This window comes from Citrobacter sp. RHB21-C05, from assembly GCF_013889015.1.
GTDB lineage: Bacteria > Pseudomonadota > Gammaproteobacteria > Enterobacterales > Enterobacteriaceae > Citrobacter_A > Citrobacter_A sedlakii.
Map to the genome: position 1 here is coordinate 3,880,392 of NZ_CP057611.1, position 20,040 is coordinate 3,900,431.

The following is a 20,040-nucleotide window of genomic DNA, read 5'->3' on the forward strand; positions in this document are numbered from 1 at the left end:
AAAATGTAAAACAGCCGCGCAGTAAATTACCGAAATACCCCTAAAGAATTATTGGGTTTGAGGCGTTCTTTTGAATTATATCGATGTCGCTGGATAAAATTGGCATAAACAGCTTATTATTTAAGCTTAAACATTCACGAGAAAAATGTATTCATAATGATTAATTTATCAGACCGTGATTAAAACATTATTTTTTCTTAAGACCATTTTAAGATTTTATTACATCACTCTCCTTTCAGAAGATTCTTAATTGAACGTATTTCCATTAAAAAGAAAGCGGATTCATCTTGATATTAATGGAATAAAAAATGCGCAAATTAATGAACCGCACGTTGCTCTCGCAATGTGTATTAGTGGCTTTAGCTTCCTTCAGTTCCTGTGTTTCTGCTGCCTCCAGCACGCCGTGCGTTGGTGACGATACGTCGCAAACCTGCGGTCTACGGGCTGCGGAGTCCGTGGGCGATATTAGCGTTTACCAACAAGATAACGGTGTCGCTAACGCCGTAATGGCGGACCCAACCTCCGGGTCGATCTTCATGAACGGGCATTTCAACACCGGAGAAACCCAATCATTAACTGTCAACGGCACCGATATGACCGGCAGCTATATTCAAGGAAGCAATGGCGGGACGGCAAATATCACCGTCACCAACGGCGCGAAAGTGGATATGATTGAAGTCGGCAATATTAAAGAGACCACGAACACTACCGTCACCGTTGATCATTCAACCCTGAATGGCGAAAACGACGATGTGCTTTATCCGAATAAAAAAGACTACATGATGGGTGCGTCTATCTATCTCGATCCGCAGGATAATGGCTATCATACCGCCAATATTATTAACGGCAGCGATCTGCACGGCAGTATTATCAGCGGCGGTAATGGGGTTCAGACAATATCCATGAGCGACAGTTCATTGGATAAAGGCGGTATTTATGCCGGTAGCGAAAAATCGGATACGACACTCTCGCTCACCAATGCCTCCGTCGACGGTACCGACAGTGAAGTGGCGCAGGATATTGAAAAAGCGTCACAATTTTTGAGTAAGACAATCTTTAAAGATCTCAACCTTGACGCGTTTGGCGACGTTACCGTCGCCATGCTGGGCACTACCCACACCAGCCTGACGATGAATAACAGCACCGTGACCGGCGATATTGGCGTCGTGAATGAAAAAGGGTACGCCAGCCTTTCACTCACCAATCAAAGCGTGATTAACGGGAACGTCACTCTGGCCGGTGATTCCACCAATTCCCTTCTGCTGGACAACAGCACCATCAACGGTGACGTCAACACCAGCGCCAATAAAGGCAATACCACCATCACGCTGCAAAACAACGCCAACGTCAACGGCGATGTTACCACCGGTAAAGGCGACGACACGCTGGTGCTGACCAATCAGTCTCACGTTAACGGCAACGTGGACGGCGGCGACGGCAGCGATACGCTGTCCATGGACGCGGGCAGTTCGATCACCGGTCAGATAAGCCAGTTCGAAACGGTAAACACCACCAGCGATAACAGCATCAGCATCGACAAAATCAACGACGCGACCACCTGGGATCTGCAAAACGGATCAAGCCTGATCGCCAGCACCACCGGGAGCAATGCTTCGGTCAGCATGAGCACCGACAGTTTCGTTAACTTCGGCACGATCACCGGCAGTAATAACGCCGTGGTGGTCAACAGCATCACGCCGTCTGCGATCAATCGTTCCGGCGTTCTTCTTGGGACTTTTACGACCACCGGCACTGCTGCGCCGCAGGACTATGCGGGTGCCACGTTCACTAACGGCCAGCAGACAGTGGAAAATCGCAGCGGCGCGTACAACTACGACAACAGTCTGGACATTGTCGCCGCCGACAGCGCGCCACAGGCCATGCTGAAAGCCAGTGACAGCCAGAGCTGGAATATTCTGTTTAACAGCGCGCAAGGTTCGCTGGCCAGCGACGTGCAGGGGTTAATTGCCGGTCTGGATGCGGCTGAACAGGCGGGTCATCAGGTCGCTGACGACATCAGCAATCACATGAACCAGGTACATCTGGCCAGCCTGTTGGGCGAACAACAGGAGGGAGCGCAGGTATGGGGCGATTTCCTGTACCAGAACGGTAATTTCAGCAACGATGTCGACTACAAGAGCGTTACCCAGGGCGCGCAGGGTGGTGTGGACTGGACGGCGCATTTAACTAACGGCGACAGCGTCACTGGCGGTATCGCCCTGGCCTGGACCCGCAGCCGCGTGCAGGACACCAGCGACAGCGTCGACAGCTTCAAGGACAGCGTGTACGGGAATTACTACAGCCTGTACGGCGGATGGCAGCAGGCGCTGAATGGCGATACCTGGGGACTGTTCGCGGACGGTAGCTTCAGCTATGGCGATATGCGTTACTCGCTGTCTGCCAACAACGTCACCGGCAATACCAGCGGGATGGCAGAAGCGCTGAACGGCTCGACCGACGGAAGCCTGTATATGGCGCAAGCGCGTACCGGCGTAAACGTCCTGCTGCCGGGCGAAACCCTGCTGCAGCCGTATGCCACTCTGGGCTGGGATCAGACCAAAGCCGACGGCTTCTCCGATCAGGAGATCACCTTCTCTGACAGTCAGGTATCTTCCTGGAACGGCGGCGCTGGCGTCCGTCTGACCACCACGCTTCGCGATCTGAACAAAGGCGTGCAGCTGATGCCGTGGATTGACGCGCGCTTCCAGAAAGAGTTCAGCGACGATACCGACATCAAGGCGGCGGACTATCACAACACCACAGGCCACAACAACACGATGGGCATTTTTGGCGCAGGCATCAACGCCACCATCGCCCACAACTTCACGTTAAATACCGGCGTGTATGTGGGAACCGGTGATGTGGATAACGACGCCAGCGTCCAGGCAGGGATGAGCTATAGCTTCTGATGCCTGAATTGCCGGGTGGCGGCTTCGCCTTACCCGGCTAACCCTACCAAAAGCCCGGCAGGCGTCGCGTCACCGGGCTTTAGCGCAAATACGTCTCAAACCACGCCAGCGTGCGCTTCCAGGCCAGTTCGGCCGCGGGTTCGTCATAGCGTGGGGTTGAGTCGTTATGAAATCCGTGATTTACGCCGGGATAAATCCAGGCTTGATAAACCTTATTATTCGCTTTCAGTGCGGCCTCATAGGCGGGCCAGCCTTCATTAATATTTTTATCCCGCTCGGCATAATGTAACAAAATCGGCGCGTTGATCTTCGGCACGTCCGCCGCTGCGACCTGGCGACCATAAAACGGCACCGCGCACGCCAGCTCCGGATACGCCACAGCGGCGGCATTTGATACCCCGCCGCCATAGCAAAAACCGGTGATCCCGACCTTGCCCGTAGCGTCAGGGTGTTTCTGCATAAACTCAATGGCGGCAAAAAAGTCGTTCATCAGCTTTGTCGGATCGACCTTTTGCTGTAAGGCTTTTCCTTCTTCATCGTTTCCGGGATACCCCCCAACCGAGCTTAAACCATCCGGAGCCAGCGCTATATAGCCCGCCTTCGCCACCCGCCGCGCCACATCTTCAATATAAGGATTCAGCCCGCGGTTTTCATGTACGACCACCACAGCCGGAACCTTACCCGTCGTTTTTGCCGGTTTTACCAGATAGCCGCGCACATCGCCGTGCCCGTTTGGCGACGGGTAATGGATGTACTCCGGCAGGATAGCGGGATCGGTGAATTTCACCTGCTCAGCCAGCGCGTAATTGGGCCTGAGCATGTTGAACAGCGCCAGCGCCGTCACCCCGCCGGCGGCATATTTTGCCGCGAGGTTGAGAAACTCTCGTTTTGAGATTTTCCCGTGCGCGTAATAGTCGTAGTAGTCGAGCAGTTCTTGCGGAAAATCTTTCGCGGTCAGACGGGCCATCGCATATCTCCAGGATTTGTGATTTGATAAGCATAGAATGAAAACGCTGTTTCGAAAATTCATCACAAGAAAGGAGACATCATGTCCTGGAACGCCTCCCCTGACCGCTACGACACTATGCTTTACCGCTACTGTGGTAAAAGCGGACTCCGGCTGCCCGCCCTGTCGCTCGGCCTGTGGCACAGTTTCGGCCACGCGCAGGCGCTGGATTCTCAGCGCGCACTGCTGCGTAAAGCTTTCGATCTGGGTATTACCCACTTCGACTTAGCCAATAACTATGGTCCGCCGCCGGGCAGTGCGGAAGAAAATTTCGGTCGCCTGCTGCGCACCGATTTCGCCCCTTTTCGTGACGAACTGATCATTTCCACCAAAGCCGGTTACGACATGTGGCCTGGTCCCTATGGCTCCGGCGGCTCACGTAAGTACCTGCTCGCCAGCCTCGATCAAAGCCTGAAGCGCATGGGGCTGGATTACGTTGATATCTTTTACTCGCATCGCGTGGATGAAAACACGCCCATGGAAGAAACCGCCTCAGCGCTCGCCCACGCCGTACAAAGCGGTAAAGCGCTGTATGTGGGTATCTCTTCTTACTCACCGGAACGCACGCAGAAAATGGCGGCGCTACTTCGCGAGTGGAAGATCCCGCTGTTGATTCATCAGCCTTCCTATAACCTTCTGAATCGCTGGGTGGATAAAAGCGGTCTGCTGGATACGCTGGCGGAAAATGGCGTTGGCTGTATCGCGTTTACTCCGCTGGCGCAGGGACTGTTAACCGGTAAATATTTAAACGGGATCCCGGAAGGTTCACGGATGCAGCGCGAAGGGAAAAAAGTGCGCGGCCTGACGGAAAACATGCTGACGGAAGCGAATCTCAGCAGCCTGCGCCTGCTCAACGCCATGGCGCAACAGCGCGGTCAGTCGATGGCGCAAATGGCGTTAAGCTGGCTGCTGAAAGATGAGCGCGTCACTTCGGTACTCATTGGCGCGAGCCGCCCTGAACAGCTTGAAGAAAACGTACAGGCGCTGAAGAATCTGGCGTTTACCGCCGAGGAACTGGCGCAGATTGATAAGCATGTCGCGGACGGCCAACTGAACCTGTGGCAGGCGTCCTCCGACAAATAAACCGTCATCGCCGTCGGGCGAGACACCCTGCCGGATGGCGCTACCGCCATCCGGCGCGAGGAGTGAAGATCGCTTACTCGTGTTTATGCCGGGTGAGTCTGTCGAGATAACCCATTACAAACGCCGACAGCACAAAGGTGAGGTGGATAATCACATACCACATCAGCTTATTGTCCGGCACGTTTTTCGCGTCCATAAACACGCGCAGAAGATGGATAGAAGAGATCGCCACAATCGACGCGGCCACTTTGTTTTTCAGCGAGGTCGCATCCATTTTCCCCAGCCAGTTGAGCTTTTCCCGACCTTCTGAGATATCCAGCTGTGAGACGAAATTTTCGTAACCGGAAAACATCACCATCACCAGCAACCCGCCGACGAGGGTCATATCCACCAGCGACAGCAGCACCAGAATCAGATCCGCTTCCGCCATCGAAAAGACGTTAGGCAGGACGTGAAAGATCTCCTGAAAGAACTTCAGCGCCAGCGCCACCAGCGCAAGCGACAGACCGAAGTAGACGGGGGCGAGCAACCAGCGAGACGCGTACATTACGTTTTCGAGAAAGCGTTCCATATATTCCTGTCATGTAGCAAAACCGGGGAACAGTATATCTCAACAGGGCAACATCAGATCAACATCCCTTAAACTTCCCCGGGGGTGATCCACGGGCGCTGATACTCGGGCCACACCAGCGCCACCAGCGACGGATAGGCTTCAAGGCTAAATTCCCGGAAGCACTGTCGCAGATTGAGGACATCCAGATCGGAATGCGGCACTTTTTCACCATTCAGGCAGCGTTTTTTTATCGTGTCGTAGTATTTATACACGGCGGAATTGAGATCGCTACAGCGACGCTGGGCATCAAATAGCCCGGGGGTTTCATTCAATTGCGCCATTGTCATTCGCTTTACCGTGGCGTGCAGGAAATCAATATATTCATGATTAACCCGCCAGTACCATACCGGCGTAATGGCATTCATCAGCGTGGAAAAATGATCTTCCCCCTCGTCTTTGGTTAACGGCGGGAGTGGAACGTCGGGAGAATGTTCTTCGGCACCGCGCGGCTTATTAAACTCGCGTATTAAAAAAAGTATGACTCCGGTGAGCAATAGCAGAGTAATAACAGAATAAAAAATACTGTTCATAAAATGGCTCCATTTTTTTTGATTTTAAAATTACCCCATGTTATTGTCAACGCGACCTGTCAATAAGAATAATTATACACCTGATAATAAAGGATAATGTGACATGCTTCCCGAGCATCTTGTCCCGCCGCGTTTTCATCTGTCTGCGTCAGGCCAGACGGAAGGATCCGCAGAAAACGCTAATAATTTCACTCAGGGAAAGAAAAACCTTCGCGATTACGAAGCCGATATTTTAATTAGCGCGGCATCTACCGGGCAATCTAAAAATATGCTGCTCGAAGAACACGATCGCCATTTTAAAGAACGCCTGTGTCGGGTGGCGAAAATTGAAACCTTTGCCCGTGTGATTAATACCTTACAGGCGGAAGGTGACATGGATGCCCAGACCTTAAGTAAAATATTGGCTGACACCACCAACCATATTAATGAAAATGGCAACGAAATTTGGCTTAATTTAATTACGCGAGAAAAATCTTCCCCGATTTTTTATTCTCTGGATGATGAACAATGATCAAAGATGTTGAAGATAACAATGTCTATCTGGCTTTGGACGATAATAAAAGCGATCAATTTGCCTTAAAGCAGAATCTTGCGGCGCTGGTCGCGCATAAGAATGCGCTGCTGGAAAACGTGGCGCAGGAAGCGACGTCCATTCCTGCGGCGCTGGTTCGGTTGAAGTGGCAGAACCGTCGGGAAATGTACGCGCTGCAAATTAAGGAAGAAATTTACGGCGCGGTGATAAATGCCCTTATTCGGCAACGCCCTGAATTACATGACAAAATCATGAGGCGTCTGGAAAGCCACTGGCAACAACTGCTGGATCGCGAAACGGCGACGCTGCGCCTGACGCGTAAGCTTGCCGAAGGTCGCTACCGCACGCTGAACATCACCAGCGTCGCGCTGGATGAACAACTCGTCGTAAAGAAAACGTAGCCTGTCCGGGCGATCAGGATCGTCCTGGTTCCCCCCGCTTTCCCGCACAGCGTCTACCCTTAAGGTATGTTTAACCTGAAGGGAGAAATGGCATGTCGACTCTACAAGACCCCACCACACAGTACTACACCGGTGAATATTCCCAACAGAAACAGCCCGCGCCAGGCGTACAGGCGAAAATGTCCCCAGTGCCTGACTGTGGCGAAAAAAGCTACGTGGGCAGCGGTCGCCTTAAAGATCGCAAGGCACTGGTGACAGGGGGCGACTCCGGCATAGGACGGGCTGCCGCCATTGCTTACGCGCGTGAAGGCGCAGACGTGGCGATAAACTATCTGCCAGCGGAAGAAGAAGACGCGCAACAGGTTAAAGCCCTTATTGAAGAGAGCGGGCGCAAAGCGGTGCTTATTCCCGGCGATCTGAGCGATGAGTCCTTTGCCCGCTCGTTGGTACATAAGGCGCGCGAGGCGCTGGGGGGTCTGGATACGCTGGCGCTGGTCGCCGGTAAACAGGTGGCGATTCCTGAAATTAAGGACCTGACAAGTGAACAGTTCCAGAAAACCTTTGCGGTGAACGTGTTTGCGCTGTTCTGGATCACGCAAGAGGCCATCCCGTTGCTGCCGAAAGGCGCCAGCATTATCACCACCTCGTCAATTCAGGCGTATCAGCCAAGCCCGCATCTGCTGGATTATGCGTCGACTAAGGCGGCGATCCTCAACTACAGCCGGGGTCTGGCGAAACAGGTCGCCGGGAAAGGGATCCGGGTAAACGTTGTCGCGCCCGGCCCTATCTGGACCGCACTGCAAATCTCGGGCGGTCAGACGCAGGATAAAATTCCGCAGTTTGGTCAGCAGACGCCCATGAAGCGCGCTGGTCAGCCCGCGGAACTGGCGCCGGTCTATGTCTATCTGGCGAGTCAGGAATCAAGCTATGTGACCGCAGAAGTACACGGCGTGTGCGGCGGTGAGCATTTAGGCTAGTAGAGTACGGTAAACCATTGGCCTGATACGCGACGCGCCATCAGGCCATAAAAAAGCGCCGGTTATTTCGCCTTCGCGACCTCTTCCCCGACCAGGCCAATCTTCAGATACCCCGCCTGATGCAGCGTATCCATGACCTTCATCATGGTTTCGTAGTTCACGGTTTTGTCCGCGCGGAAGAAAATCGTGGTGTCCTTCTTCCCTTCCGTCAGGGCGTTAAGCTCAGCAATCATACTTTCTTCGGTCACCGGATCGTTACCGATAAACATGCTGTTGTCGGCTTTCACTGACAGATACACCGGTTTTTCCGGACGCGGCTGCGGCGTGCTGGAAGATGCGGGCAGATTCACCTTCACATCCACCGTCGCCAGCGGGGCCGCCACCATAAAGATGATCAGCAGCACCAGCATGACGTCGATAAACGGCGTCACGTTGATTTCATGCATTTCACCGTTATCGTCCAGGTTTTCGTTAAGACGCATTGCCATGAAACGTTATCCTACACGTAATTTCTGCGCGGTACGTACCGGATGCGCGGAGGCGCTTGCATCCAGGTCCAGGTCGCGGCTTTGCAGCAGCAACACCTGCGCGGCGATATCGCCGAGCGTTGCTTTCAGACCGCCAATCTGACGGGCGAAAATGTTATAGATGACGACGGCTGGAATCGCAGCAACCAGACCAATCGCGGTCGCCAGCAGCGCTTCAGCGATACCCGGCGCGACCACCGCAAGGTTAGTGGTTTGCGTTTGGGCGATACCGATGAAGCTGTTCATGATACCCCATACGGTACCGAACAAACCGACAAACGGGGAGATCGCCCCGATGGTCGCCAGGTAACCATTTCCGCGTCCCATCTGACGTCCTGCCGCCGCAACGCGACGCTCAAGGCGAAAACCGGTACGCTCTTTGATCCCTTCGTTGTCTTCGCTGCCTTCAGACAGCTCCAGCTCGTTCTGCGCTTCGTTGAGCAACTGGGTACTCAGGCTTTTCGCGCCGAACTTAGCGGCAATATCGCTTGCCTGATCCAGAGAGCGGGCTTCCGCCAGCAGTTGCTGTTCGCGCTTCAGGCGACGCTTCTGGGAGAAGAAATCCACGCTTTTACTGAAGAAGATAGCCCAGGTGACCACTGACGCCAGAATCAGACCAATCATCACGCACTTCACTACGATATCGGCGTGCTGATACATACCCCAGACGGAGAGATCCGTCTGCATCAAATTATTACCCACTCTGTATCTCCAGGACGCAAATCACAAAATCTGAGCATAATAATATCAAAACGACGTCGAATTGATAGTCGTTCTCATTACTATTTACATAGTGCCGCACCTTTGGTTTCTTTTCCTTGCGCTTACGCAGTAAAACATCACGAGCGGAGAATTTGGGAAAATATTGTGCTTTATATAAGAGGACGGGATGCGCATTTTGTCATTCGTGGTAGTTTAGACATCCAGACGTATAAAAACAGGAAAAACCGACATGGCAGATAAGCAACTGGAGACCCGACTGGTCAGCGCGGGACGCCGTAAGAAGTACACTCTCGGCTCCGTCAACAGCGTGATTCAGCGCGCCTCATCGCTGGTCTTCGACACCGTCGAAGCCAAAAAACACGCCACCCGTAACCGCGCAAACGGCGAACTGTTTTACGGACGTCGCGGCACGCTCACACATTTCTCACTCCAGGAAGCGATGTGTGAACTGGAAGGCGGCGCCGGATGCGCGCTGTTTCCCTGCGGCGCTGCGGCGGTCGCCAATACCATTCTGGCGTTTGTGGAACAAGGCGATCATGTGCTGATGACCAACACCGCCTATGAACCGAGTCAGGATTTCTGCCGCAAAATCCTCGGCAAACTTGGCGTGACCACCAGTTGGTTCGATCCTCTCGTCGGCGCGGATATCGCAAAGCATATTCAGCCCAACACCAAAGTGGTGTTTCTGGAGTCGCCCGGCTCCATTACGATGGAAGTGCATGATGTTCCGGCGATCGTCAGCGCGGTAAGACGCGTCGCGCCGGAGGCCATCATTATGATCGATAATACCTGGGCGGCGGGGATCCTGTTCAACGCGCTCGACTTCGGTATCGACATCTCTATACAGGCCGCGACAAAGTATCTGGTTGGTCATTCAGACGCGATGATCGGCACGGCGGTCGCTAATGCCCGCTGCTGGGATCAACTGCGTGAAAACGCCTATCTGATGGGACAAATGGTCGACGCCGACACCGCTTATATCACCAGTCGCGGACTGCGCACGCTCGGCGTGCGTCTGCGTCAGCACCATGAAAGTAGCCTCAGGGTTGCCGAGTGGCTGGCCGCGCATCCTCAGGTGGCGCGAGTGAATCACCCGGCCCTGCCCGGTAGCAAAGGTCATGAATACTGGAAACGAGACTTTACGGGCAGCAGCGGGCTGTTCTCGTTTGTGCTGAACAAAAAGCTGACCAACGAAGAACTCTCCGCCTATCTGGATCACTTTAGTCTGTTCAGCATGGCCTACTCGTGGGGCGGCTTTGAGTCGTTGATTCTGGCGAACCAGCCGGAACAGATTGCGGAGATCCGCCCGCAAGGCAACGTCGATTTCGACGGCACGCTCATCCGTTTGCATATTGGTTTAGAGAATGTTGACGATCTGATTGCAGATTTAGCCGCCGGTTTCTCCCGCATCGTATAATATTGACGCCAATGGACATGAATGCAGACACATCGACCGAAATTGTCTGCATTTGTTGCGCCTCGGATCAAGGCATCCGGGCCTGTAAGGGAGTATAATGGGTAAATTAAGCGCCCATTCCGTTCGGCTCAGGGGCGTAAACGCTGTTCCACAGGAAAGTCCATGTCTGTCATTCAAGATATTATCGCTGCGCTCTGGCAACACGATTTTGCGGCGCTGGCGGATCCCCATATTGTTAGCGTCGTCTACTTTGTGATGTTCGCCACGCTGTTTTTAGAAAATGGCCTGTTACCGGCCTCATTCTTGCCTGGCGACAGTTTGCTGCTGCTGGCGGGCGCGCTGGTTGCGCAAGGGGTGATGAGCTTTGTCCCGACGCTGTTCATTCTGACGACCGCCGCCAGCCTGGGCTGTTGGCTGAGCTATATTCAGGGACGCTGGCTGGGCAATACCAAAACGGTAAAAGGCTGGCTGGCGCAGTTGCCGGTGAAATATCACCAGCGCGCGACCTGCATGTTCGACCGCCACGGCCTGCTGGCGCTGCTGGCTGGCCGTTTTCTGGCCTTCGTGCGTACCCTGCTGCCAACCATGGCGGGCATTTCCGGGCTTTCCAACCGCCGCTTCCAGTTCTTTAACTGGCTGAGCGGGCTGCTGTGGGTCGGCGTGGTCACCAGCTTTGGCTACGCGCTGAGCATGATCCCGTTTGTGAAGCGTCACGAAGACCAGGTGATGACTTTTTTAATGATCCTGCCGATCGTCCTGTTAGCAGCGGGTTTACTGGGCACGCTGGTCGTGGTGATCAAAAAGAAATACTGCAACGCCTGAATGCTGAATGCCGGATAGCGCTTCGCTTATCCGGCGTGGAACAGGCAGGTTAACTTCCTTGTAAAGTGCGGATCCGCGCCGCATCTTCTCCCGGCGTGACGCCGAAGTAGCGCTTAAACTCGCGGCTGAACTGCGACGCGCTTTCATAACCCACCCGCATCGCCGCCGCGCTGGCCTTCATACCGTCGTGAAGAATCATCATCCGGGCCTTATGCAGCCGATACGTTTTCAGGTACTGCAACGGTGATGTGCTGGTCACCGACTTAAAGTTATGGTGAAACGCCGACACGCTCATATTGGCTTCCGCCGCCAGTTGCTCGACGTTCAGGCTCTCGGTGTATTTGTTCTCAATGCGCTTTATCACCCGGCTGATCAGGCTGAAATGGGTTTGTCGGCTCACCAGCGCCAACAGCGCGCCGCCACGTGGTCCGGTCAGCACGTGATACAGGATCTCACGGATAATCTGTTTCCCTAAAATACGCGCGTCGAGCGGTCGCTCCATCACGTCCAGCAGGCGTTCCGCCGCGCACAGGATCTCATCAGACAGCGTTGCAGAGTTAATCCCGCTTGCCGCCATCGACGGCTGAAAACGTTCATCCTCGCCGATGTCCATCAGCAGTTCCTGTAGCTGCAGCATGTCGACGTTAATGCGAATGCCAGCCAGCGGCACCTCCGGCGTCGCATAGGTTTCACATTCAAACGGCAACGGCACCGTCAGCAGCAGATATTCATTAGCGTCATAACGGAAAACGCGCTCGTTGATATAACCAATTTTATAGCCCGAAAAGAGAAATATGATGCCGGGATCGTACATCACCGGCGTGCGCGGCCCCGGCTCAGTGCCGTACAGCAGGCGGATGTCCGGCAACCGCTCCCCCTGGTTTTTTTCACTATCTTTCAGATGCTTAATTTTATCTGTCAGCAACAGACAAATCTCTTCACGGTTCATGACGGCTTATTTTCGCAACGAGTATCGATGAATTGATTGTGCGCAAATTTAGTGTTTTTCTCCAGCGCTCTGGAGGAATAGGCAAAACATTGGCAGAAATGAGCATTGAGAGGCAGCGTGGGGACGCCCACAATGTTTCCATCAGGCAGACCGACGCCTGCCCTCTTTTTACCCACATAAGGGAACGAGCAATGAATAACTTTAATCTGCATACCCCAACCCGCATTCTGTTTGGTAAAGGCGCGATTGCCGACCTGCGCGATCAAATCCCACAGGACGCACGTGTCATGATCACCTATGGCGGCGGCAGCGTGAAAAAGACTGGCGTGCTGGCTCAGGTTCAGGATGCGCTGAAAGGCATGGACGTGCGTGAGTTTGGCGGCATTGAGCCAAACCCGTCTTACGAAACCCTGATGAACGCGGTGAAAATCGCCCGCGAAGACAAGGTCACCTTCCTGCTGGCGGTGGGCGGCGGTTCGGTGCTTGACGGCACCAAATTTATCGCCGCGGCGGCACACTATCCGACAGACATTGACCCGTGGCGCATTCTGCAAACCAGCGGCAGCGAGATTAAAAGCGCCATCCCGATGGGCTCCGTGCTGACGCTACCCGCCACCGGTTCTGAATCCAACAAAGGCGCGGTGATTTCGCGCAAAACTACCGGTGACAAACAGGCGTTTCATTCCGAACATGTGCAGCCAGTCTTCGCCGTACTGGATCCGGTATACACCTACACCCTGCCGCCGCGCCAGGTGGCGAACGGCGTAGTTGATGCCTTTGTCCATACCGTTGAGCAATACGTGACTTATCCGGTTGACGCCAAAATTCAGGATCGCTTTGCGGAAGGCATCCTGCTGACGCTGATCGAAGACGGTCCGAAAGCGCTGAAAGAGCCGGAAAACTACGATGTGCGCGCCAACGTGATGTGGGCGGCGACGCAGGCGCTGAATGGTTTGATTGGCGCAGGCGTACCGCAGGACTGGGCCACCCATATGCTCGGTCACGAACTGACGGCGATGCACGGTCTCGATCACGCCCAGACGCTGGCGGTGGTGCTGCCCGCGCTGTGGAATGAAAAACGCGACACCAAACGCGCCAAACTGCTGCAGTACGCTGAACGCGTGTGGAACATCCGCGAAGGGTCTGACGCTGAACGTATTGATGCCGCTATTGCGGCGACGCGCAACTTCTTCGAGCAGCTTGGCGTACCGACACGCCTTTCCGGCTACGGTCTGGATGGCAGTTCTATCCCGGCGCTGCTGGCGAAGTTAGAAGAGCACGGTATGACGCAACTCGGTGAAAATAAAGACATTACACTTGACGTCAGCCGCCGTATTTACGAAGCCGCGCGCTAAGCTTTTTTCGCCTCTGCCTTTCGTTTTTGGACATTTCGTCCAGACTTAAGTCACACCGCATCACCGGAGGCTTCCTCCGGTGATGAGCACATGAAGGAGGAAAAATGGCAAACCAAACCGTAATTAAGCTTCAGGATGGCAATGTAATGCCCCAGTTGGGGTTAGGCGTATGGAAAGCCGGTAACGACGAGGTCGTCTCCGCCATTCATAAAGCACTGGACGTCGGCTACCGCTCAATAGACACCGCCGCCGCATACAAAAATGAAGACGGCGTGGGCAAAGCATTAGCCAGCGCTGGCGTTCCTCGCGATGAACTGTTCATCACCACCAAGCTGTGGAATGACGATCAAAAACGTCCGCGTGAAGCCCTGCAGGAGAGTCTGGAAAAACTTCAGCTCGACTACCTTGATCTGTATCTGATGCACTGGCCGGTTCCGGCAATCGATCATTACGTTGACGCCTGGCAGGGTATGATCGAGCTGCAAAAAGAGGGGTTAATCAAGAGCATCGGCGTCTGCAACTTCCAGGTCAATCATCTGCAACGACTGATCGATGAAACGGGCGTCACGCCGGTGATCAACCAGATCGAGCTGCACCCGCTGATGCAACAGCGCCAGCTTCACGCCTGGAATGCGACGCATAAAATCCAGACGGAATCCTGGAGTCCGCTGGCGCAGGGCGGCGAAGGCGTTTTCGATCAGAAAATCATTCGCGATCTCGCGGACAAGTACGGTAAAACCCCGGCGCAGATCGTTATCCGCTGGCATCTGGATAACGGCCTGGTGGTGATCCCGAAATCGGTCACCCCGTCGCGTATTGCCGAAAACTTTGACGTCTGGGATTTCCGCCTTGATAAAGACGAACTGGGCGAAATTGCCAAACTGGAGCAAGGCAAGCGGCTCGGTCCCGACCCGGATCAGTTCGGCGGCTAATCTTCCTTCCCAGCCCGGTGTTCTGCCGGGCTTTTTCTGCGCCTATGACCCGAACGAGCAGGCCATCTCACCGGGTGTGGCCGGGACTCTGCAAACAACCTTGAACACGTCGCCTTCAAGCTCGAACGGCCCACCGACGCCCCCGCCGGTCTCCGCTTCGTATGCCTTACCGTTAGCATTCACCTGCAGCGAGGTAGCGTAAAACCAGTCCATTGGACCTATCGGCAGAAAAAAGGCCCATTCGTGTTGGGGCGGAAAGGCAAAACGCCCCTCTTTATCTGATAAGGTCGTCACCGGCTTCTCAGCATGGCTCGCCAGTACGACTGTTGCGCCGCTAACTGGCTTGCCGGCGCTGTCGATCAGCCGTCCTTCCACTTCCGGCTGCGTCTGGCGATGTATCATGCAACCAGATTGCAGCAAGGCGATCGCAATTATCCCTGCCAGCATCCCTGCTTTCATCTCTGCGTCTCCGCCCTATGGGCCACGGTTTTCCTGGCCCGACAAACGCGCGTCATCGGGCATTCAGATTAACGCCCCGCGACCTTGCCGCGTTTTTTGTTCGCCGCCGGGGTCTGACGCTGATGCGACACTGGCGTATGCTTGGTCAACGCCGGACGAGTATGCCGGTTCTGACGACGCGCCTCGCGCATCTCTTCGATCGTTGGCGCCGGAACCAGACATTCGCGACGCCCGCCGATCAGATGCTTTTTGCCCATCTCTTCCAGCGCCTGACGGATTAGCGGCCAGTTAGCCGGATCGTGATAGCGCAGCAGCGCTTTATGCAGACGGCGCTGCTTATCCCCCTTCGGCACCACCACATCTTCACTCTTATAGCCAATTTTACCCAGCGGGTTTTTGCCGGTGTAATACATGGTCGTCGAGTTAGCGAGCGGCGACGGATAGAAGTTCTGCACCTGATCGAGACGGAAGCGATGTTTCTTCAGCCACAGCGCCAGATTCACCATATCTTCATCGCGCGTACCGGGGTGTGCGGAAATAAAGTACGGGATCAGATACTGTTCTTTGCCCGCCTGTTTCGAATAGAGATCGAACAGCTCTTTGAAGCGGTCATAGCTGCCCATGCCCGGCTTCATCATCTTCGACAACGGTCCTTCTTCGGTATGCTCCGGCGCAATCTTCAGATAGCCGCCAACGTGATGGGTCGCCAGCTCCTTGATATAGCGCGGATCTTCCACCGCAATGTCATAACGCACGCCGGAGGCAATAAGGATCTTCTTGATGCCTTTCAGATCGCGGGCGCGGCGATACAGATTGATTGTCGGCTCGTGATTGGTGTCCATATGCGGACAAATATCCGGATAAACGCACGACAGACGGCGGCAGGTCTGCTCCGCGCGCGGCGACTTACAGCGCAGCATGTACATGTTGGCCGTCGGCCCGCCGAGATCGGAGATCACGCCGGTAAATCCCGGCACGGTGTCGCGGATCGCTTCAATCTCATTGATGATTGAATCTTCAGAGCGGCTCTGAATGATGCGCCCTTCGTGTTCTGTAATTGAACAGAAAGAACAGCCGCCGAAGCAGCCGCGCATGATGTTGATGGAAAAGCGGATCATCTCATAGGCCGGAATGCGGCTGTTGCCGTAGGCCGGATGCGGCACACGTTTGTACGGCAGCGCAAATACGCTGTCCATCTCTTCGGTCGAGAGGGGAATAGCCGGCGGGTTGATCCAGATATAACGATCGCCATGCTTTTGCATCAGCGCGCGCGCGCAACCCGGGTTGGTTTCATGGTGCAGAATGCGCGAGGCGTGAGCATAGAGGACTTTGTCACCCTTCACTTTTTCAAAGGAGGGCAGCAGCACGTAGGTTTTTTCCCACGGCTTCGGGCGCGGCGGCTGCACGGTGACGGCTTTCGCCTCCTGCTTTTTCGGCGCGACCGGCTTATTGTCCGCACACGGCAGGTCTTCTCCGTACGGATGCGGAATTGGGTCGATTTTTCCCGGCGTGTCGAGACGGGTCGAGTCGACACCGCTCCAGCCCGGCAGCGCTTCTTTTACCATAATCGCGGTATTACGCACATCGCGGATCTGGTCGATGGTTTCGCCCATTGCCAGACGATGCGCCACTTCCACCAGCGGACGCTCGCCGTTGCCAAACATCAGCATGTCGGCTTTGGCGTCCACCAGCACCGAACGGCGCACGGTATCAGACCAGTAGTCATAATGGGCGGTACGGCGCAGGCTGGCCTCGATGCCGCCGAGGATCACTGGCACCTCTTTCCACGCCTCTTTACAGCGCTGGGTGTAGACCAGCGTGGCCCGGTCCGGACGCTTGCCCGCCACATTATCTGGCGTATAGGCGTCGTCATGGCGCAGACGGCGATCGGCGGTGTAGCGGTTGATCATCGAGTCCATGTTGCCCGCGGTCACGCCGAAGAACAGATTCGGTTTGCCCAGACGCATAAAGTCGTCTTTGCTGTTCCAGTCCGGTTGGGCGATGATGCCCACGCGGAAGCCCTGCGCTTCCAGCATACGGCCACAAATCGCCATGCCGAAGCTCGGGTGGTCGACATACGCGTCGCCCGTCACCAAAATAATGTCGCAGCTATCCCAGCCAAGTTGATCCATTTCGTCGCGAGACATCGGCAAAAAAGGGGCTGGACCAAAGCAGGCCGCCCAGTACTGAGGCCAGGAGAAGAGATCTCTGTCTGGCTGGATCAGGGATATTGCGCTCATATTGCTTCCAAAAAATGGTAAAAAAATAATCAAAGGCCGGGGATTATAAGCCGGAACGAAAGAGAAATCGAAAGGTATTCACTCGCCCTTCCGGGCGAGTGGGTGACGCGTCACGGCGCCGGGTTGACCAGAATCTGGCCGATAGAGCCGCGATCGGCCATCTCCAGGGTCTGGCTGTTAAAGTAGAACGGGAAATGCGCCCAGGACGGCTGGCCGTAGTACACCAGCAGCTCAACCTGACCGTCTACCCAGACGGTGTCTTTCCAGCCGCGATCTTCCGGGAACGGCATCGCGCCGTTAACGTTACGCACCAGGAAAGAGACGCCTTCAATGTGGAACGACTGCGGCATGTCGGCGCGCACCGTCCAACGCTCCCAGGTGCCCTGCTGCGCGGTAATATCAATGCGGTTTACATCCCACAGTTGACCGTTAATCCCCGGATCGTCCCCCAGGCTGATATCGCGGCTGCGAATCGGCGCGCCGCCCAGGATTTCCGTCGGCAGCAGGCGCATCGGCAGGCTGTCGGTGACCAGCGGCAGCAGCCCGGTCGGACGCAGCGTTAACACCAGCGTGGACACCAGAATACTGGACGGCTCGAAGAAACCGCGGATCCGGTCGACGATGCTTGCCGCTTCGCCGCAGGTGATCGACACTTCATCACCGTTGGTCATGTCGACCAGAATCTCACGGCGCTCGCCCGGCGCCAGCGATAGCTGTTTCACCGACACCGGCGCGGGCAAAAATCCCTGATCGCCAGAGATAACGTGCAGCGCGCGCCCGTCGCTCATTTGCAGCTGATAGCGGCGCGCGTTGGAGGCGTTTAGCAAGCGCAAACGTACCCAACCGCGAGAAACTTCTACGTATGGGCTTTGCGCGCCATTCACCAGCAGCGTATCGCCGATGAAACCGCCGCTTCCCGGTTCACTGTATTCCGGCGTACCGAAGTTATCCAGCCGCTTATCCTGAATGATGATCGGAAAATCATCCACCCCGTAATGATTGGGGATAGGCAGCGTTTTACTGACCTCATCTTCCACCAGCCACATACCGGCCAGGCCGTTGTAGACCTGCGAAGCGGTACGGTTTGGCGTATTGGCGTGATACCACAGCGTGGCGGCGTTCTGACGAACAGGCAACACGGGCGCCCAGTCGGCATTCGGCGACATCATCCGCGCCGGCCCTCCCATCAACGGTCCTGGCACCTGTAATCCGGCGATGGTCATAGAGACGTTTTCGGTGAGACGGTTACTGTAGATAAGCTTAACGTCATCGCCTTTCCAGACGCGGATCGTCGGGCCAAGATAGCGTCCGTTAATACCCCATACCGGCGCGCGCGTCCCCTGGGTAAAAGACCAGTGGGTCCGCTGTAAGGTCATAAATAACGGCTGACCGCGGCGGGACTCCAGCAGCGGCGGAACGGGCAGCGGCTGTTGCTGACCGGCAGCATTTGCCCTCAGCGGAACTGCACCTGCGCACAGTGCGATCCCCGATGCCTGAATGAACTGACGCCGACTGAGTGACATATAAGCTCCCTGTAAAACTGGCTAAACGACGGGCAGAAAAAGGAGGCCTGTTCTCTGCAAAATAACGCGTTCTTAATTAAACTTTTCCGGCAGCTTCCCGCCCGGCGACTTCTTTATCGAGTTCTGCAATCTTTTGTTCCATCAGCGAACGGCAATGGGCGGCCAGCTCGCGAACCTGGTCTTTACCGTACTGGCTCACATCCACCGGCGGCAGCATCTCGACAATCACCAGACCATTCTTCAGACGGTTGAGGTTAATCTTATTTGAGGTATTCGAAACGCACACCGGAATAATCGGTACGCCTGCGGCAATGGCGGCGTGAAACGCGCCCGTTTTAAACGGCAGCAGCCCACGACCGCGGCTACGGGTCCCTTCCGGGAACATCCAGATAGAAATACGGCGCTTTTTGAAATGGTTCACCACTTCGGCAATCGTGCCGTGGGCTTTCGCACGGTTGTTACGGTCAATCAACAGGTTACCCGTCAGCCAGTAAAGCTGGCCGAAAAACGGGATCCACAGCAGGCTCTTTTTTCCCACCGTAACGGTTGGCGGCTGCACAATATTCGCTGCGGTCACCATATCGTAATTATTCTGGTGATTCGCAATATAGATGGCGTTGCCGTAGCTTTCGGCATCGGCAGGTTTGCGGCATTCGACTTTCAGGCCAAACACCGGCGCCAGGCGACCAAACATATGCCCGAACGTCGCGACGTGTTTTGGATTACGCGGGCTGAAAAGGCAGTAAATCGATCCAAAAACACAAACCAGAATGGAGTAAATAACGGTAATAATAAATCGAAAAATAAATAGCATAACAACCTCTGAAGGCCTAAGAGCCCGGGATTCTACGTCACCTGCTATCAGGTTAGGGTATTGTTGATGTGGCTCTCTGGAAAACTGTATTGTTAATCGCTATTCACGAATAAACAACGGTTTTACGGGAAATTTTAATGTACATCCGGCCCAGCGGCAGGGTTAAAACCGCAGGCCGAAAAAGTATTAATAACGCCATCCGCTACGACGGACGGGCCTGACGGCGAC

The 20,040-nt window shown here is 54.8% G+C and carries 19 protein-coding genes; 9 read left to right on the forward strand and 10 right to left on the reverse strand.

Annotated elements, in window-relative coordinates:
* Positions 1 to 308: 308 nt before the first annotated feature.
* Positions 309 to 2,909, forward strand: coding sequence for an autotransporter outer membrane beta-barrel domain-containing protein (locus HVX72_RS18480; RefSeq protein WP_181822068.1), 2,601 nt, complete (start codon positions 309 to 311; stop codon positions 2,907 to 2,909).
* A gap of 79 nt (positions 2,910 to 2,988) precedes the next feature.
* Here the strand turns inward: HVX72_RS18480 and yghX are convergent, their stop codons facing one another.
* A complete protein-coding gene (gene yghX / locus HVX72_RS18485) occupies positions 2,989 to 3,876 on the reverse strand; it encodes a YghX family hydrolase (RefSeq protein WP_042289192.1) in 888 nt (295 codons plus the stop codon).
* Positions 3,877 to 3,957: 81 nt separating this feature from the next.
* On the opposite strand from yghX, the gene HVX72_RS18490 reads away from it, so the two are divergent.
* Complete coding sequence (locus tag HVX72_RS18490) at positions 3,958 to 4,998, forward strand: aldo/keto reductase (RefSeq protein ID WP_181822069.1); 1,041 nt, start codon at positions 3,958 to 3,960, stop codon at positions 4,996 to 4,998.
* 73 nt (positions 4,999 to 5,071) lie between these two features.
* Here the strand turns inward: HVX72_RS18490 and HVX72_RS18495 are convergent, their stop codons facing one another.
* Positions 5,072 to 5,569 (reverse strand): TIGR00645 family protein, encoded by a 498-nt coding sequence (locus HVX72_RS18495; RefSeq protein WP_042289198.1) that lies wholly within the window; start codon positions 5,567 to 5,569, stop codon positions 5,072 to 5,074.
* A gap of 68 nt (positions 5,570 to 5,637) precedes the next feature.
* On the reverse strand, positions 5,638 to 6,141 hold the full coding sequence (locus tag HVX72_RS18500; protein WP_042289202.1) for a hypothetical protein: 504 nt from the start codon (positions 6,139 to 6,141) through the stop codon (positions 5,638 to 5,640).
* A gap of 103 nt (positions 6,142 to 6,244) precedes the next feature.
* Here HVX72_RS18500 and HVX72_RS18505 point away from each other — a divergent pair, with 103 nt between their 5' ends.
* The 3 genes from HVX72_RS18505 (at position 6,245) to HVX72_RS18515 (ending at position 8,051) form a co-directional block, all read left to right on the forward strand.
* Entirely contained in the window at positions 6,245 to 6,652 is a 408-nt protein-coding gene (locus tag HVX72_RS18505) for a hypothetical protein (RefSeq protein WP_181822070.1), read from the forward strand.
* Positions 6,652 to 7,074: a hypothetical protein gene (locus HVX72_RS18510; protein WP_042289740.1), complete on the forward strand. Its 423-nt coding sequence runs from the start codon at positions 6,652 to 6,654 to the stop codon at positions 7,072 to 7,074. The genes HVX72_RS18505 and HVX72_RS18510 overlap by 1 nt, the downstream gene beginning before the upstream one ends.
* 92 nt (positions 7,075 to 7,166) lie before the next feature.
* Positions 7,167 to 8,051 carry an SDR family oxidoreductase gene (locus tag HVX72_RS18515; RefSeq protein ID WP_181822071.1) on the forward strand — a complete coding sequence of 295 codons (885 nt, stop codon included), beginning with the start codon at positions 7,167 to 7,169 and terminating at the stop codon, positions 8,049 to 8,051.
* 62 nt (positions 8,052 to 8,113) lie between these two features.
* Here the strand turns inward: HVX72_RS18515 and exbD are convergent, their stop codons facing one another.
* Both exbD and exbB read right to left on the reverse strand, forming a co-directional pair.
* On the reverse strand, positions 8,114 to 8,539 hold the full coding sequence (gene exbD / locus HVX72_RS18520) for a TonB system transport protein ExbD (RefSeq protein ID WP_042289208.1): 426 nt from the start codon (positions 8,537 to 8,539) through the stop codon (positions 8,114 to 8,116).
* Positions 8,540 to 8,545: 6 nt separating this feature from the next.
* Positions 8,546 to 9,280: a tol-pal system-associated acyl-CoA thioesterase gene (gene exbB / locus HVX72_RS18525; protein WP_042289210.1), complete on the reverse strand. Its 735-nt coding sequence runs from the start codon at positions 9,278 to 9,280 to the stop codon at positions 8,546 to 8,548.
* Positions 9,281 to 9,530: 250 nt separating this feature from the next.
* Between exbB and metC the strand changes: the two genes are divergently transcribed.
* Both metC and yghB read left to right on the forward strand, forming a co-directional pair.
* The gene (gene metC / locus HVX72_RS18530) at positions 9,531 to 10,718 is read left to right on the forward strand and encodes a cystathionine beta-lyase (RefSeq protein ID WP_042289214.1); all 1,188 of its coding nucleotides are present in this window, start codon (positions 9,531 to 9,533) and stop codon (positions 10,716 to 10,718) included.
* A gap of 162 nt (positions 10,719 to 10,880) precedes the next feature.
* Complete coding sequence (gene yghB, locus HVX72_RS18535) at positions 10,881 to 11,540, forward strand: DedA family general envelope maintenance protein YghB (protein ID WP_060570833.1); 660 nt, start codon at positions 10,881 to 10,883, stop codon at positions 11,538 to 11,540.
* A 49-nt stretch (positions 11,541 to 11,589) separates the two neighbouring features.
* On the opposite strand, the gene HVX72_RS18540 is transcribed toward yghB, so the two are convergent.
* Positions 11,590 to 12,489, reverse strand: coding sequence for an AraC family transcriptional regulator (locus HVX72_RS18540; protein ID WP_181822072.1), 900 nt, complete (start codon positions 12,487 to 12,489; stop codon positions 11,590 to 11,592).
* Positions 12,490 to 12,680: 191 nt separating this feature from the next.
* Here HVX72_RS18540 and yqhD point away from each other — a divergent pair, with 191 nt between their 5' ends.
* Together yqhD and dkgA are read left to right on the forward strand one after the other, a co-directional pair.
* Positions 12,681 to 13,844, forward strand: a complete 1,164-nt coding sequence (gene yqhD, locus HVX72_RS18545; protein ID WP_060570835.1) for an alcohol dehydrogenase — start codon at positions 12,681 to 12,683, stop codon at positions 13,842 to 13,844.
* 104 nt (positions 13,845 to 13,948) lie between these two features.
* Positions 13,949 to 14,776, forward strand: a complete 828-nt coding sequence (gene dkgA, locus HVX72_RS18550) for a 2,5-didehydrogluconate reductase DkgA (protein WP_060570836.1) — start codon at positions 13,949 to 13,951, stop codon at positions 14,774 to 14,776.
* 42 nt (positions 14,777 to 14,818) lie between these two features.
* Here the strand turns inward: dkgA and HVX72_RS18555 are convergent, their stop codons facing one another.
* The 4 genes from HVX72_RS18555 to plsC form a co-directional block, all read right to left on the reverse strand.
* Positions 14,819 to 15,178, reverse strand: a complete 360-nt coding sequence (locus HVX72_RS18555) for a carboxypeptidase-like regulatory domain-containing protein (RefSeq protein ID WP_233459139.1) — start codon at positions 15,176 to 15,178, stop codon at positions 14,819 to 14,821.
* A 125-nt stretch (positions 15,179 to 15,303) separates the two neighbouring features.
* The gene (locus HVX72_RS18560) at positions 15,304 to 17,475 is read right to left on the reverse strand and encodes a YgiQ family radical SAM protein (protein ID WP_042289236.1); all 2,172 of its coding nucleotides are present in this window, start codon (positions 17,473 to 17,475) and stop codon (positions 15,304 to 15,306) included.
* Between the two features lie 110 nt (positions 17,476 to 17,585).
* Positions 17,586 to 18,998 carry a cell division protein FtsP gene (gene ftsP, locus HVX72_RS18565; protein ID WP_181822073.1) on the reverse strand — a complete coding sequence of 471 codons (1,413 nt, stop codon included), beginning with the start codon at positions 18,996 to 18,998 and terminating at the stop codon, positions 17,586 to 17,588.
* A gap of 76 nt (positions 18,999 to 19,074) precedes the next feature.
* Positions 19,075 to 19,812 carry a 1-acylglycerol-3-phosphate O-acyltransferase gene (plsC, locus tag HVX72_RS18570; RefSeq protein WP_042289239.1) on the reverse strand — a complete coding sequence of 246 codons (738 nt, stop codon included), beginning with the start codon at positions 19,810 to 19,812 and terminating at the stop codon, positions 19,075 to 19,077.
* Positions 19,813 to 20,040 lie beyond the last annotated feature (228 nt).